Below are 13,951 nucleotides of genomic sequence, written 5' to 3'. Positions count from 1 at the left end.
TCCGGTTAAAAACGATCGGTAATGTCACGCCATTCGCCAGGCGCGAGATCATCCAGCGTTAACGATGCCATACCATAACGAATCAGACGCAAAACAGGAAAGCCAACGTGTGCAGCCATGCGGCGAACCTGGCGGTTACGTCCTTCATAAAGGGTTATTTTAAGCCAGCTGACGGGAATCGATTTACGTTCACGAATGGGCGGCTGACGCGGCCAGAGCCAGGCGGGTTCATCGACGCTTTCTACTTCGGCGGGCAGGGTGGGGCCATCTTTCAGAATAATGCCACTGCGCAGCGCCTGCAGCGCGCTTTCATCCGGCTCGCCTTCAACCTGAACGTAATAAATTTTTCCGGTACGTTTGCCCGGCTGGGTCAGCTTTGCCTGTAGCGCGCCATCGTTGGTCAGCACCATCAGGCCTTCGCTGTCGCGGTCCAGGCGGCCTGCCGCATAAACGCCGCTAACCGGAACAAAATCTTTTAGGGTGGAACGTCCCGCCTCATCGGTAAACTGCGGCAGAACATCATAAGGTTTGTTAAAAACGATCACACGTCGCGGCCCCTTGTGCTGCGGCTTTGCAGGAGCAGGGCGGCTGAATCGTTTAACTCGGTGATTATTAACAACTGTTTTACGCATAAGCTTTGCACTTGACTTGAATGAGCGCATTATAACGCGAAATTGAGATGATTGGCGCGACGGCAATATTCAAGTAGTATTGACGCGCATCTTACAAATCATTAACAAAAAAGCGCTCGAAGGAGAGGTTAATGGAAAGCAAAGTAGTTGTTCCGGCGGAAGGTCAGAAAATCACTCTCGACGATCAGGGAAAACTGGTTGTTCCCGCTAATCCGATCATCCCTTATATCGAGGGTGATGGCATTGGCGTAGACGTTTCTCCCGTCATGATCAAAGTGGTTGATGCCGCTGTGAAAAAAGCCTACAACGGCGAGCGAAAAATTTCCTGGATGGAAATTTACACCGGTGAGAAATCAACTCAGGTGTATGGTCAGGATGTCTGGCTGCCGGAGGAAACCCTTGACCTGATTAAGGATTACCGCGTTGCCATCAAAGGTCCGTTAACCACGCCGGTTGGCGGCGGTATTCGCTCTCTGAACGTTGCGCTGCGTCAGCAGCTGGACCTGTATATCTGTCTGCGTCCGGTTCGTTACTATCAGGGCACTCCAAGCCCGGTTAAGCGTCCGCAGGATACGGATATGGTGATCTTCCGTGAAAACAGTGAAGACATCTATGCCGGTATCGAGTGGAAAGCGGGCACGCCGGAAGCGGATAAAGTCATCAAGTTCCTGCAGGATGAGATGGGTGTAACCAAAATCCGTTTCCCGGAGCAGTGCGGCATCGGCGTGAAGCCTTGCTCTGAAGAAGGCACTAAACGTCTGGTGCGTGCGGCGATTGAATATGCCATTACCAACGATCGTGATTCTGTGACGCTGGTACATAAAGGCAACATCATGAAATTCACCGAAGGTGCCTTTAAAGATTGGGGCTACCAGCTGGCGCGTGAAGAGTTCGGCGGTGAGCTGATCGATGGCGGCCCGTGGGTGAAAATCAAGAACCCGAACAGCGGCAAAGAGATCGTGATCAAAGACGTGATCGCTGACGCCTTCCTGCAGCAGATCCTGCTGCGTCCGGCTGAATATGATGTTATCGCCTGTATGAACCTGAACGGTGACTACATTTCTGACGCCCTGGCGGCGCAGGTTGGCGGTATCGGTATCGCTCCGGGCGCAAACATCGGTGACGAGTGCGCGCTGTTTGAAGCTACCCACGGTACCGCGCCGAAATATGCGGGCCAGGATAAAGTAAACCCGGGTTCCGTGATCCTTTCCGCTGAGATGATGTTACGCCACATGCAGTGGTTCGAAGCCGCAGACCTGATTGTTAAAGGCATGGAAGGCGCGATCGCTGCCAAAACCGTGACCTATGACTTCGAACGTCTGATGGAAGGCGCTAAACTGCTGAAATGCTCAGAGTTTGGCGACGCGATTATCAACAATATGTAATCGCTGATTAACAAAATATAGCCAACATGGATTGTTAAATTTATGTTGGCTTTTTTGTTTGTGCTGCTTTATTGAATGTTCTTTGCTGAAACAATGAGCATGAATTTATTTTCAATGAAATATTCATGCAGTGTTTTCACCGGCCTTCCGAGGATATAGGGGATATCATTCTGAATCATTGACATATATGACATCCTGCTATCCAGCATCTGTGTCACGAAATCAATGTTTGCACTGGCATACCGGTTAGCAGCACTTTTTTCCAGTCCGATGCGGCCTCGTCTGCCGGGCGAAGGGCATCACTGCCTTTAAAGGCTCTCCTGGCAGCCATCAGCCCGTAAGCCGCCAGAAAAGCCGCCCCGCCAAAGCGCAGCACCTGAAGCGCCGCTGGCCATGCCTGAACCAGCTTTCCCGTACCGGCCACACCGGCCATGATGAGCACAATATCACTGAGAGAGAAAGCCACGACGACAAGGGCAACATACCGCTGCTGCAGTCCCTGACGCAGCGCAAAGGCGTTCTGCACGCCGATAGCCATGATAAGACTCAGCCCGGTCATAGAACCGGCCGGTATTGCGGACAGGTACATAATTGATCTCTGGTGTTACGCTAAAAGGGAGCCGTCCCGGCACGCGCCGGGAAGCAAAAGTTATTTCGCATCAGACGACGCGTTGCTGATGAGAACGGTCTGACAGCGCGCGCCGGGCATCATTTTTTCAAGGCCGTCTGTCAGCATTCTGCCGGCCGCATACAGCTCTTCCAGCGGCATTTCCGGCAGGCTCTCAAGGACGAACCACATGCTGCTGTCTGCCACGCTCAGCCGGGTCCGGACGCCCTGCCGCCAGTTCCATCGGCGACAGGTCACGCCGGTATCATCGCGCCAGACAACTTCTCCCACTTCCGGTGACTCGCTTCCCGGCTGACCGTCCTTCATGGTGTCAAAAATTTCGGTTCCGTCAGCTACAACCAACTGCGGTATCCCGACGTAAGCCGCAAAGTTTTCACCGCCAACCGGAACGGCATATCGGATGCTGACGGCGTTATACAAATCCACCACCGGATCGAGAGCGGCCATCGTGCCATCCTTTATGACGCGCTTTCTCAAAGCTTCTGCCGAACAGGGCGTGCGCCTGGGTTTTGCACCGAAGGCCCGGAAAACGTCTGCCCATGCGCTGAGGTGCGCCTCTGCCCAGGCAGGCTGCCCTGCCAGAACGGCCTTGCAGGCTTCCTCAAGCGCGACGTCACCAACCCGTTTATCAGCCACGGGGGCCGCCTCTACGTTGATACTGAGCGCACGAAAACCTGGTGCGATACGGTAAATTTCCGGACTGATTGACGGTAACACGGCTGACATATGATAATCCTGTAATGACTGATTTATTACATGATAATGACCGATGACCAATAAAGTCAATATAACGACCGATACCGATGCGGCCAGGGTAAACGAGGCCGTTTCCGCGCACATAAAGCTTTACCGCAGCCAGAATAAAATGTCACTTGATGAGCTTTCCCGCCGTTCAGGCGTCAGTAAGGGAATGCTGGTAGAGATAGAAGGATGCCGGGCCAACCCCAGCATTGCGCTGCTCTGCCGCCTTGCGTCTGCGATGAACGTATCCGTGGCTGACTTTGTCAAGGTCGCCGGGAGGCCCGCCGTTCACCTTATCGGAGCCAGTGAAATTCCTGTGCTCTGGAAAGGAGAAAAGGGAGGCAGCGCGCGTCTGCTTGCGGGCACGAGCGGGCCGGACATGATTGAGCTATGGGAGTGGGTGCTTTACCCCGGAGAAACTTTTGAGTCTCCCGGACATCCGGAAGGCACCAGTGAACTCCTTTATGTATCCAGCGGAACCCTGACGCTCGTCGTTAGCGACACCACTTACGTGATAAGTTCCGGGGGGGCAGCCGTTGCAAGAACAGACGCACCGCATGCCTATATGAACAGTGGCACGGAGGTAACCATGTTTACCATGACGGTGCATGAGAAAGGCCGCTAAAAAGATCGCTTTGTGCTCTTCTGTGAGCCAGAACCGTAAGATACAGTCTGGTCCGGATTCCCGGGCCAGACCCTCACCGGTCAGACCGGTACGCAAATCTCCGCTTTCATGAACGTAACTGCCTTTCCTTCAATAACGACCCTGTCTTCTTTCAGCTCACAAATCAGATGTCCCCCTCTGAGGGATGCCTGCCAGGCAGACAGTTTGTTTTTACCCAGTTTTTCTGCCCAGTAAGGTACCAGGGTGGCATGTATTGAGCCGGTCACCGGATCTTCCGGAATGCCTGCACCCGGCGCAAAGTATCGTGAGACAAAATCGTACTGACTACCCGAACCCTGACCTGTCACGACCACACCGATAGGCCCCAGCCCGGCAAGCACGTGTAAATCTGGCTGACACGCCCTGACCGCGTCTTCCCCGCTCAGCACCACAAAGATGTTTTCAAAATTACGGAACCAGAATTGGGCCTGATCGTTGAACACCGGACTGATGATTTCCGGAAGCTGGGCCATTTCTTCGGGAGGTATGCACGGTAAATCGAGCAGATAGCCGTCCTCTTTCACCTCAACTCTCAACTGCCCGACGCGGGCTGAAAATGAGAGCGGTCCTGTTATGCCATATTCCGTTACCAGAACGTGGGCGGTCGCAAGCGTGGCATGACCGCAAAAATCCACTTCCACCGTTGGGGTGAACCACCGCAGGTCCCAGCCGTTATCGGCGCGTTTTACGAAAGCCGTCTCAGCCAGGTTATTTTCTGCTGCAATGGACTGCATCGTGCTGTCCGGCAGCCAGTCATTAAGCACCAGAACGGCAGCAGGATTACCGCCAAATACCCGATCGGAAAAAGCATCAACCTGAAACATCTTAAGGAACATCGTAATTACTCTCTCGTTATGTTTTAACCGTATGAATCAGGGTTATCCTATAACCCTTCAACTTAAGAAAACATGCAGTTGATTCTCTGAGCCGTTATACCGTACAGCGCGCCAGCTATGCCTGCTTCTGACATACCGCTGATTGTCTTTCCCCGAATTGGGTTCGCTTCCTGCCAGTTGTGTAAACACCTCACAAGCGGGCGCACTGAGAAAAGGGCTGGCAGACGCCTGCCAGCCCTGAGAGAGTCACGATGCCAGCTTCATCATGATGAGACCGGCCACGATTATCACCGCCGCCAGTATGCGCATCGGGGTGGCCGGCTCGCCCAAGAAGTACAGTCCGGCCAGAAATGATCCCACTGCACCTATCCCGGTCCATATTGTGTAAGCCGTCCCCAGCGGTAGTGAACGCATTGCGGTCGCCAGCAGGGCAAAGCTGGCTATCATGCCGACAATGGTCACGACCGCGTAAAGCGGCCGGGTAAAGCCATGAGACAGCTTCATTGAATATGCCCATACCACTTCAAGTACACCTGCTGCAGCCAGCATTAACCAGGCCATAGTTACTTCTCCTTTTTACCGTCGGGTCGTCCCGTAAAAGGCCTTCAGTGTGGTCGGGTCGTCCCGCCACGGCCGGAAATTCACCGGAAGTTTTTACGACGCCCTGCTGGCTCAGGGCGACTGCACTGCGTGCCGACGCGGGGTCAGTAAACTGCAGAAAAAAAGATTGTGTTAGCGGCGGCTAAGCCGCGATGACCGCATTGCCAGATCCGCGCAGTGCGCTGGCCAGATCCTGTGCCAGTGCTTCCGCCTGACCATCACCAAGCACGCCGGGCGTCAGGCGTATGGCGTGGCGTGGCGCCGTCAGGTAAAACCCGGCGCCCGACCGGATAAGCCAGCCACGCTCTTTCATCAGGCTGATAAGCGCGACGGGATCGTTGCGAAGCGGAAGCCAGACGTTAAGGCCGTCATATTCCCGGCCTCGCAGGCCGATGTCCGCTATGCGCGAAAAGCGGACATCCTGGGTATCACTCCCAGACGCTATTGAGAGTCCGGCTTTTAACAATTTTTTGAAAAGAAGTGCGTATAATTGGCATTGAATGGGTTTTCTTTTCGTAGAAAAATAATCATATAGCCTTAACGATAGCCATGACGAAACCATCCCATCCCTTTTCACCAACGGTTTGAATAGCTGTGGCGTCAAGTCGCTTATCTTCAGAGATCATCTGTACAAATTCTCGCAGGCCTTTCACGTTAGGATCATCACTATCAGAATCGATCACACTGCCGCCGCGCACCGTGTTATCACCCACGATAACAGCACCTTTGTGCGATAGCCTGATTGCCCATTCCAGATAATTTGGATTATTCACTTTATCGGCATCGATAAAAATCAGGTCAAAGGGGGCTTCAAGTGTGGGTAAGACATCAAGTGCAGCACCTGTGTGCAACGTAACGCGTTCAGTCAGCCCCGCATTGCTTATATTCTGGCGGGCAACCTTTGCATTATGCTCACTGAACTCAATGGTGGTCACGCTCCCATGTTGGGGCATAGCTTTGGTCATCCAGATGGTGCTGTAACCTCCAAGCGTGCCTATTTCAAGAACACGGACAGCACGTGACATTTGAATGAATAAGGACAGCATTTTTCCCTGTAAAGCAGACACATCATGGGTTGGTAATCCCTGCTTTACGTTATTAGTAAGAGCGTAACTTAACTCAGGTTCTTCTGGAGCGAGCTTTTCAGAAAACCAGGCATCTACCTGTGCCCATTTATCAGAATCTCGCGAGGGATAGTCAGGGATTCGCATATGAAATCTATTCTCCTTAAAAGACCATATGAGAGCTTACAAGCCTTTTGTTACAGCTGTTGAGATATCCATTCTCGCCTGAAGGTCAAACTTAGCAACGTCCTTTTATGGCACAGAGCTGGCTGATACTGGACAAGGTGCGCTTTAGGCGTAAGCGGACGTCTGCCTTGCAAAAAATATCCTCACTCATCCTTATGTAGCGTGCGTATGGCAAGGTCCGTTATAGCGTAAAGTGAACATTAACTTCATACGGATATAATCATTGAGTCGAGAGCGATCTAAAGATTAATGGTTCAAATTACAGACGTGCTTACATTTCAAGTGCAGCAAGAATTACGGGTTCCATTTTCTTCGGGGTAGAGAACGGTGCAAAACGCTTGAGGGGTTTGCCGTCGCGTCCGATCAGAAACTTAGTAAAGTTCCATTTGATTCGTCCTCCCAGTACGCCGGGCAATTCGTCTTTCAGGTAACGGAACACCGGGTGCGTTAAAGTGCCGTTGACCTCCACTTTCTCGAACACCGGGAAAGTCACACCATAATTGATGTGGCAGGTCTGCGCGATTTCGTCAGCACCGCCGGGTTCCTGTTTACCGAACTGGTTGCAGGGGAAACCAAGCACTACCAGACCCTGGGCGGCATACTTCTTGTAAAGCGATTCAAGGCCTGCGTATTGTGGCGTAAATCCACAATGGCTGGCGGTATTGACCACGAGAACCAGCTTGCCAGCGTAGTCGGCCATAGGGATGAGCTGGCCATTCAGACTAGTGGCAGTAAGCTGATGAAAAGTGCTCATATCAAAATCCTCAGAATTATTCATATTGCAGATTCATTGTGTAAGGCAGGACAATTGTCTGTCGACAGAATTGCACATTTTTCACGTCCGATCCTGGCACAAATGTTTCTCATATGGCCGTTCAGCCAGAGAGCGCTGCTCGTGAAACTTAGACGGCGTGCCGTTTATTCAGGCCAGGCCATATTTATCTCAAATCTGACTAAATCCTGATGTTATAGTTTTATCAGCGGCTGGATCGCCCCGTTTAGCCTTGGGTGAGGCGCTGGTGCCAGCTGTGGCGCAATCAACTATGGTTTAACGTGCTGATGGTAAGTAAACATCTAAAAAAGGTTGTGTTGAACACACTGATATTAATAATTGCTTTGTTTGTCTTAGACTATTTTACCGTTAATGATTTCATGTCGTTTAAAAATGTATGTAGAGTAATTCTCACGGGTACGCTGGTAGGGTTAATTAACTATAAGTTTTTCAGGAATTAAAACTACGTACGGCGAGAGTTATTTCTCATTAGAAAAGCTCGCTTTGGTGAGCCTATTTCGTATTGGTGCTCTGACGCATAATTATACATTGACTGAAGTTTAATCAGGCCGGGCCACCCACTACAGGCAGCGTTACAGCAGCAACTGTAACCCACTGAGGATGGGTATCGTCTGCATTTATTGGATTAATTTCGTCCGTTGATTACTCAATAGCTTTCAGCACATTTGCTGGCAATGGCTGTTTTGACATCACAATGGCCGATGCGCTTATGATTTCCGGCAGGAGCTTTCTGCCTACCGTTCCTGGTAAGGAACTTATGAGCCAGGAACAAGATAAAAAGTGTCAGAGAACAGAGCTTTCTCTCCCGAAACACCGCGAGCCGGTGAAATGCAATCTTTCTGATACCAGACGACCTCATCAACCTTAACCTGTGCCGAGCACTTCTCGCACTGGATAGTGGCAACGGCTTCATTACTGAAAGATTTTGCCGATGAAGTGAAGCGATCGCCTCCGCACTCTGTGCATACCAATTGTATTACTGACATCGTCTCTGACCCTGTTTACGTGGAAGCTAATTAAGAATATTCCTAATTCAACCGATTGGCGATAGAGTGACCAGTTAATTTTTCGTAAAAGTGCAAACTAACTGTAAAAAACTTCGGACGTAAATGTGGATGTGGATGACAAACAGGGTTGAGGACATAGCACAGGGCACTTGACCTACCTGAGCACGCCCGTCTGCTTTTTAAGATAAAACCTATCGATTTGATAGGTGAAATTTTAGGGCCAATATTTATTTTTTGACTACGTTTTTATTACAAAAATAAATATGGAAAAAAGAGATGGCGAAGTTTTACTACCTTGAGAAACTGTCACAGCAAACTATCAAATATCAGATCCACTCTGAAGGATGCACATTACTGCCAGCATGGGGTAAACGGGATTTTTTGGGCACGTTTTACCACGAACGGGATGCCATAAAAGTGTCCCGGTTGCGGCATCTTGCAACCGCCCCCTGTTCGCAATGCTTCGAAAATCCGAGAAAATATCAAATAAAACTCTAACCGCCTTCGGGCGGTTTTTTGTAGCTGATTTTATGTGCGCTAAGCACCTACAAGCCCCATGCCGCTGGTACCGCCAGCGATCAGTATGCGTTTTCCCGGAAACCTGCCCACCGAACTTAATACACCTGGCCTTAGTAATGTCGCCGTTTTCTGCTTAGACATCCTTTTCATATTCTATTGTCTGTTTCACTGCGCTCAGGGCAAGCCGGAGCTTATCCAAAGTGACCGAGCCCAGCGCGAGGCGAATGGCGTGCGGCACGTTTTGTGAGGTGCTGAATGGCTCTGCGGTAGAAACGGAGATCTGCTGCTGCATTAAACGGTTCACAATTCGTTCAGCTCTGATCTCACAAGGTAGCGGTAGCCAGATAAAGTAGGAATTGGGATGGCTTACCCAGTCACTGTCACCCAGGATCTCGCGGGCAATAACCTGGCGCTGGCGGGCATCACGCCGTTTCAGTAACTCCAGACGCCTGATCGTACCATCCTTAATCCAGCCACAAACAATCGAGACCATGAGGGAAGGCGTATTCCACGTTGTGGCACGAATAGCACGCTCAAGCGCTCCACGCATGTGAGCTGGACAGACCACAGCACCGACACGCAGGCCGGTAGCAATATTTTTCGCAAAGCCGGTGACATAGACCGTTCTTTCCGGTGCATAGCAGGCGAGGGGGGCTGGTGGATGATGGACGAGAAAGGCATAGGCTGCGTCCTCAAGCACGAGGAGATCAAACGTTCTGGCAATGAGGGCGAGTTCCCTGCGCTGAGCATGACTCAGGACCCAGCCAAGCGGATTATGCAGCGTAGGCATTGTATAGATCGCACGAACGCGCCGGCGTTGGCAGATTTGCCTTAACGCATTCAGGTCAGGACCGTCAGAACCCGCAGGTATCGGTGCAAGTTCCAGATGATAAAGCGTGGCCAGAGCTTTAAAGCCAGGATAAATGAGCGCATCTACCGCTACCACATCGCCGGGTTTCAGCAGGCCCATCACAGCTATCGTGAGGCCATGCTGCGCACCATTCACAATCAGCACGTCATCCGCAGAGGATGAAATGCCAGCGTTCCTCAGCCATGAAGCAATAGTATTCCGATCGTTTTGTCTCCCGGCGTGAGGTTGGTAACGCAGCCCTGATTCAAGATCACCGGTTGTGGCCAGTGAACGAATCGCTTCACGCAGCAGTTCAGTCTGTTCCGGCAGAGAAGGGTAATTAAAGTTGAGATCCAGAACGTCTGACGCCACGACATGCTGGTCCGTTCCAAGCCCGGCAGGCAACGAAATATCTCGCACAAAGGTCCCACGGCCAGTTTCTCCACTCACAAGGCCCATGGCTTCCAGTTCTGCATAAACGCGGGTTGCGGTTGCCAGGGAAATGCGTTTCTCGGCGGATAGCGCCCTGTGGGTCAAAAGTCGGGTACCTGCCGGAAGGCTGCCGCTTCGGATCGCGCCCGCGTATTCATCCACGATAGCTTTATAGCGCGCCTTCATAAATTGTATCCATGACAATTTTTTGATTGTAATAAATCATGAGGGCTAGCATAGGGACTGTCAATTTTTGCGGCTTGCTGTTTCAGCCATGCTTCAATGCGGGGGTATTGTGGTGACCAATAGAGAGAATAAAGCAGTTCCCGGCGCGGTGTCCGGCTGGATCAATGGCTTACTGGGCGTAATAATATTCAGCGGTTCGCTGCCAGCCACACGAATAGCGGTTCAGGATATGAACCCTTTTTTCCTGACTTTTATACGAGCCTCAATCGCCGGTATGCTGGCAATCATGCTGATCCTGTTTTTCAGTCAGAAACGTCCGCAGCGCCATCAGATAGGCTCTTTAATCATTGTTGCGCTCGGTGTAGTAATGGGTTTTCCGCTGCTGACGGCAATAGCGCTGCAGCACATAACCTCTGCTCATTCAATCGTGTTTCTGGGGCTGCTACCACTGGCTACCGCCATTTTTGGCGTAATCAGAGCAGGGGAAAGACCACGCCTGCCATTCTGGATATTTTCTATAATTGGCAGCCTGTTAGTAGGGGGATTCGCTCTGTCGCAGAGTGTGTCGGTCTCCGCGATCGGTGACTTACTGATGCTGGCCTCTGTAGTTGTCTGCGGACTGGGCTATGCCGAAGGCGCAAAGCTTTCACGTGAAATGGGCGGATGGCAGGTGATAAGTTGGGCGCTGATTATTTCTTTGCCGCTGATGCTCATGGCCACGTTTATCACTATGCCAGAAGATGCCAGTGCGATAAGCGTACGAGGATGGACTGCGCTGGCATATGTCTCCCTTTTCAGCATGCTGATAGGATTTATTTTCTGGTACAAAGGATTGGCTACAGGCGGTATTGCCGCTGTGGGGCAGCTACAGCTGCTGCAGCCTTTCTTCGGGCTGGGGCTTTCCGCCTCGCTGCTGTCGGAAACTGTGACTCCTTTGATGCTTGCGGTCACGCTGGGGGTAATCCTTTGTGTCATCGGTTCGCGCAAATTTGCACGTAAAGCATCTTAATGCCGCTGCGGTAGAAACTACGCAGGGATGGCCGTTTCTGATTCCAGGTTGTCCGCCTCTAAGGGATGCCTGATATGCTGACAGACGATTGTTGCCCAATATCACGGCCCAGTAAGGCACCAGGGTAGCATGTAAGAGCCGGTCACCGGATCTTCGGGGATCGGCGGTTATATGCAACTTTCTATACTTAACAGCGCAACACGATAGAGAGGTTAATTCTGTAAAATGGCATGGATCAGTAAATATCCAAAACGCCGCATGCCATCAGGAAAAGTGAGCAACCATAAAGTCAACGAATACGCGTACTTTGGGTGATAAGTGGCGATTTTGCGGATACATCACGACCACTGGTTTTTCTGGCGTTATAAAGTCGTCAAGCACCCTTTCCAGTTTCCCCTCTTTTACAGCATTTTCAATCATATAATCCTGGCAATAGATGACTCCTGAATCACTAATTGCAGCATCTATCATTGCTTCCCCATCATCCAGCGATAATGTCCCGGCAGGGATGTGCACAATTTTTTGATTATTCCTGAAAAAAAGCCATTCGCTAATTCTTTTTGTCTGAGGAGAAATAAATGACACGCAATTATGATTGCGCAGATCTTCCGGTTTTTCAGGGCGGGGGTGTTGTTGAAAATAATGAGGGGAAGCGGCCACAACGAAACGGGTCACCCCTAAAGAACGTGCAACCATTCGCGTGTCAGGCAAATCACCAATACGCACGATGACGTCAAAACCCTCTTCCACCACATCAACAAAGCGATCGGTTACGCTGGCATCTACCTTAACCTGCGGGTAATGCTGCATAAAGGTAGAAATTACTGGTATCACTCGCGAACGTCCAAAACCAGCAGGAATGCTGATATGAAGACGCCCCTGGGGGGCATTCTGTGCGTGAGACATCGCGAGCTTAGCGTCATCCAGATCGTTCAGAATTTGCTTACATCGCTGGTATAGCGCAGTCCCATCAGCTGTCAGGCTCAGACTACGGGTTGTGCGGTTAAATAACCTGACGTGCAGTTCATTTTCCAGCCGTGAAACCGCTTTACTCACCCCTGAAGCACTGATACCCAGCTCTGCAGCCGCCACGGTAAAATTACCGCCCTCCGCTGCAGCTACAAAAGCAGCTATCGCGCCAAGATCCATAATGTCGCCTCACTGGAATTTTAGTCATCAATGTAGTGATTTGAGGCTTATATATCAACTTTAGTTTGTTATCTAAAGTGTGCTCTCTGACTATTCATTGAAAGAAAATCATGATCTCTCTCAAAATAAGTAAGCTCGTTGGCTTTACGCTGACCTTTTGCATAACAATCAATTCAGCGATGTTGCACGCACAGGAATTTATCGGCTATGTGGAAAACACCGTCAATCCGGAAGATATGGTGGTCATTCCTGATACCCCGTGGGTGGTCACATCAACAGACAGAACACCAGGGAAATCTAAACCAGGCTATTTATATCTCATTAATTCAGTGACTGGTGTCGCTCAGTTGGCTAATGCTAAGGTCGCACCTGTCTCTTCAGCGGGCGATCCAACCTGTAAACCTCTTGAGTTAAACGACCTGGCGATGAGTGGGCTTGCCATACGAAGTGCAACTGATGGCGCTCTTCAACTGATGGCGGTAAATCGCGGGAAACGAATGTCGATTGAATTCTTCAACGTTGATCTTCCAACATCTAAACCGGCTTTGACATGGAGCGGATGTTTGATCATGCCTGATAACGCTTTCCCCAATGCGGTTACTCCGCTCAGTAACGACAGTCTGGCAGTGACAATTTCTTTTGAAACGGATAATAAAAAATTCATGCAGCAGCTGGAGGATAAGGTTAATACCGGTTACCTGTTAGAGTGGACTAAACAAAAAGGTTTCAAAAGGATTGCTGACAGTGAACTCTCGCTGAATAACGGTCTTAAAATCAGTGCTGATGGCAAATTTTATTACATTGCGGGCTGGGGAAGCGAGGGCATCTTGCGGTTACCTACTTCTTCAGGCAGTGGTAAGGCTCTTCAGGTGAACATTGGTATGAAGCCAGATAATTTGAGTTGGTCCAGCGATGGAAATCTCATAGTCGCAGGCCAGCTTCAGTCAGCAACCAGCATTTTTAATTGTGTTGCTTCTGATAAAGATGTCTGCCCGGTTCCTTTTAAAATTATTGAAGTTGATCCTGATACTTTGGCTACCCTTCGGGTTCTGGTTGATGGTGAAAAGATGGAGAATTACGCTGCTGCAACAACAGGGCTGGAAGTTGGTAAAGAGTTATGGGTGAGTGCTTTTCGCAACACGAAAATTGCCCGTTATCGCCTGGACAAATAACTACTTAACAATGCCGGTGGCTAACTCATTACACTGGCAGCCTATTAACCCCATTTTTTTTTGACGTCTCCTTCAGGCACTCGGAGGACAGCAACTGG

14 protein-coding genes are annotated in these 13,951 nt (G+C 50.5%); 4 read left to right on the top strand and 10 right to left on the bottom strand.

Going from position 1 to position 13,951, the window contains the following annotated elements:
- Positions 1-5: 5 nt before the first annotated feature.
- Positions 6-662, bottom strand: a complete 657-nt coding sequence (rluE, locus tag ACQE32_RS07040) for a 23S rRNA pseudouridine(2457) synthase RluE (protein WP_426972988.1) — start codon at positions 660-662, stop codon at positions 6-8.
- A gap of 101 nt (positions 663-763) precedes the next feature.
- On the opposite strand from rluE, the gene icd reads away from it, so the two are divergent.
- Positions 764-2,017: an NADP-dependent isocitrate dehydrogenase gene (gene icd / locus ACQE32_RS07035; RefSeq protein ID WP_250652415.1), complete on the top strand. Its 1,254-nt coding sequence runs from the start codon at positions 764-766 to the stop codon at positions 2,015-2,017.
- 214 nt (positions 2,018-2,231) lie between these two features.
- Here icd and ACQE32_RS07030 read toward each other — a convergent pair whose 3' ends face one another.
- Both ACQE32_RS07030 and ACQE32_RS07025 read right to left on the bottom strand, forming a co-directional pair.
- Positions 2,232-2,606, bottom strand: a complete 375-nt coding sequence (locus ACQE32_RS07030; protein WP_427021556.1) for a LysE/ArgO family amino acid transporter — start codon at positions 2,604-2,606, stop codon at positions 2,232-2,234.
- Between the two features lie 60 nt (positions 2,607-2,666).
- Positions 2,667-3,371, bottom strand: a complete 705-nt coding sequence (locus ACQE32_RS07025) for a B3/B4 domain-containing protein (protein ID WP_427021555.1) — start codon at positions 3,369-3,371, stop codon at positions 2,667-2,669.
- A 43-nt stretch (positions 3,372-3,414) separates the two neighbouring features.
- On the opposite strand from ACQE32_RS07025, the gene ACQE32_RS07020 reads away from it, so the two are divergent.
- Positions 3,415-4,011, top strand: a complete 597-nt coding sequence (locus ACQE32_RS07020; protein WP_427021554.1) for a helix-turn-helix domain-containing protein — start codon at positions 3,415-3,417, stop codon at positions 4,009-4,011.
- Positions 4,012-4,091: 80 nt separating this feature from the next.
- On the opposite strand, the gene ACQE32_RS07015 is transcribed toward ACQE32_RS07020, so the two are convergent.
- The 6 genes from ACQE32_RS07015 to ACQE32_RS06990 all read right to left on the bottom strand — a co-directional run bounded on the left by ACQE32_RS07015 (position 4,092) and on the right by ACQE32_RS06990 (position 10,523).
- Positions 4,092-4,874 (bottom strand): PhzF family phenazine biosynthesis protein, encoded by a 783-nt coding sequence (locus ACQE32_RS07015; RefSeq protein WP_426972984.1) that lies wholly within the window; start codon positions 4,872-4,874, stop codon positions 4,092-4,094.
- Between the two features lie 258 nt (positions 4,875-5,132).
- Positions 5,133-5,447, bottom strand: a complete 315-nt coding sequence (locus tag ACQE32_RS07010; RefSeq protein ID WP_427021553.1) for a DMT family transporter — start codon at positions 5,445-5,447, stop codon at positions 5,133-5,135.
- 181 nt (positions 5,448-5,628) lie between these two features.
- Positions 5,629-6,048 (bottom strand): hypothetical protein, encoded by a 420-nt coding sequence (locus ACQE32_RS07005; protein ID WP_427021552.1) that lies wholly within the window; start codon positions 6,046-6,048, stop codon positions 5,629-5,631.
- A complete protein-coding gene (locus ACQE32_RS07000; RefSeq protein WP_427021551.1) occupies positions 6,014-6,697 on the bottom strand; it encodes an O-methyltransferase in 684 nt (227 codons plus the stop codon). Before ACQE32_RS07000 ends, ACQE32_RS07005 begins: the two co-directional genes overlap by 35 nt.
- A 310-nt stretch (positions 6,698-7,007) precedes the next feature.
- On the bottom strand, positions 7,008-7,490 hold the full coding sequence (locus tag ACQE32_RS06995) for a glutathione peroxidase (protein ID WP_427021550.1): 483 nt from the start codon (positions 7,488-7,490) through the stop codon (positions 7,008-7,010).
- A gap of 1,698 nt (positions 7,491-9,188) precedes the next feature.
- Complete coding sequence (locus ACQE32_RS06990; protein WP_426981479.1) at positions 9,189-10,523, bottom strand: PLP-dependent aminotransferase family protein; 1,335 nt, start codon at positions 10,521-10,523, stop codon at positions 9,189-9,191.
- A 109-nt stretch (positions 10,524-10,632) separates the two neighbouring features.
- Here ACQE32_RS06990 and ACQE32_RS06985 point away from each other — a divergent pair, with 109 nt between their 5' ends.
- On the top strand, positions 10,633-11,532 hold the full coding sequence (locus tag ACQE32_RS06985) for a DMT family transporter (protein WP_426972980.1): 900 nt from the start codon (positions 10,633-10,635) through the stop codon (positions 11,530-11,532).
- 264 nt (positions 11,533-11,796) lie between these two features.
- On the opposite strand, the gene ACQE32_RS06980 is transcribed toward ACQE32_RS06985, so the two are convergent.
- Positions 11,797-12,681 carry a LysR family transcriptional regulator gene (locus ACQE32_RS06980; protein WP_426981480.1) on the bottom strand — a complete coding sequence of 295 codons (885 nt, stop codon included), beginning with the start codon at positions 12,679-12,681 and terminating at the stop codon, positions 11,797-11,799.
- Between the two features lie 110 nt (positions 12,682-12,791).
- Here ACQE32_RS06980 and ACQE32_RS06975 point away from each other — a divergent pair, with 110 nt between their 5' ends.
- The gene (locus ACQE32_RS06975; RefSeq protein ID WP_427021549.1) at positions 12,792-13,853 is read left to right on the top strand and encodes a hypothetical protein; all 1,062 of its coding nucleotides are present in this window, start codon (positions 12,792-12,794) and stop codon (positions 13,851-13,853) included.
- The last annotated feature ends 98 nt before the right edge of the window (positions 13,854-13,951 follow it).

Origin of the sequence: Pantoea sp. FN0302, from assembly GCF_050113775.1 — a bacterium.
GTDB classification, from domain to species: domain Bacteria; phylum Pseudomonadota; class Gammaproteobacteria; order Enterobacterales; family Enterobacteriaceae; genus Mixta; species Mixta alhagi.
Note: the sequence above shows the minus strand (reverse complement) of the source record. Positions and strands in the feature narration are given on the sequence as shown.

Coding starts and splice junctions, on each gene's coding strand:
- rluE (WP_426972988.1), bottom strand. CDS start 662: ATGCGCTCATTCAAGTCAAGTGCAAAGCTTATGCGTAAAACAGTTGTT.
- icd (WP_250652415.1), top strand. CDS start 764: ATGGAAAGCAAAGTAGTTGTTCCGGCGGAAGGTCAGAAAATCACTCTC.
- ACQE32_RS07030 (WP_427021556.1), bottom strand. CDS start 2,606: ATGTACCTGTCCGCAATACCGGCCGGTTCTATGACCGGGCTGAGTCTT.
- ACQE32_RS07025 (WP_427021555.1), bottom strand. CDS start 3,371: ATGTCAGCCGTGTTACCGTCAATCAGTCCGGAAATTTACCGTATCGCA.
- ACQE32_RS07020 (WP_427021554.1), top strand. CDS start 3,415: ATGACCAATAAAGTCAATATAACGACCGATACCGATGCGGCCAGGGTA.
- ACQE32_RS07015 (WP_426972984.1), bottom strand. CDS start 4,874: ATGTTTCAGGTTGATGCTTTTTCCGATCGGGTATTTGGCGGTAATCCT.
- ACQE32_RS07010 (WP_427021553.1), bottom strand. CDS start 5,447: ATGGCCTGGTTAATGCTGGCTGCAGCAGGTGTACTTGAAGTGGTATGG.
- ACQE32_RS07005 (WP_427021552.1), bottom strand. CDS start 6,048: ATGGTTTCGTCATGGCTATCGTTAAGGCTATATGATTATTTTTCTACG.
- ACQE32_RS07000 (WP_427021551.1), bottom strand. CDS start 6,697: ATGCGAATCCCTGACTATCCCTCGCGAGATTCTGATAAATGGGCACAG.
- ACQE32_RS06995 (WP_427021550.1), bottom strand. CDS start 7,490: ATGAGCACTTTTCATCAGCTTACTGCCACTAGTCTGAATGGCCAGCTC.
- ACQE32_RS06990 (WP_426981479.1), bottom strand. CDS start 10,523: ATGAAGGCGCGCTATAAAGCTATCGTGGATGAATACGCGGGCGCGATC.
- ACQE32_RS06980 (WP_426981480.1), bottom strand. CDS start 12,681: ATGGATCTTGGCGCGATAGCTGCTTTTGTAGCTGCAGCGGAGGGCGGT.
- ACQE32_RS06975 (WP_427021549.1), top strand. CDS start 12,792: ATGATCTCTCTCAAAATAAGTAAGCTCGTTGGCTTTACGCTGACCTTT.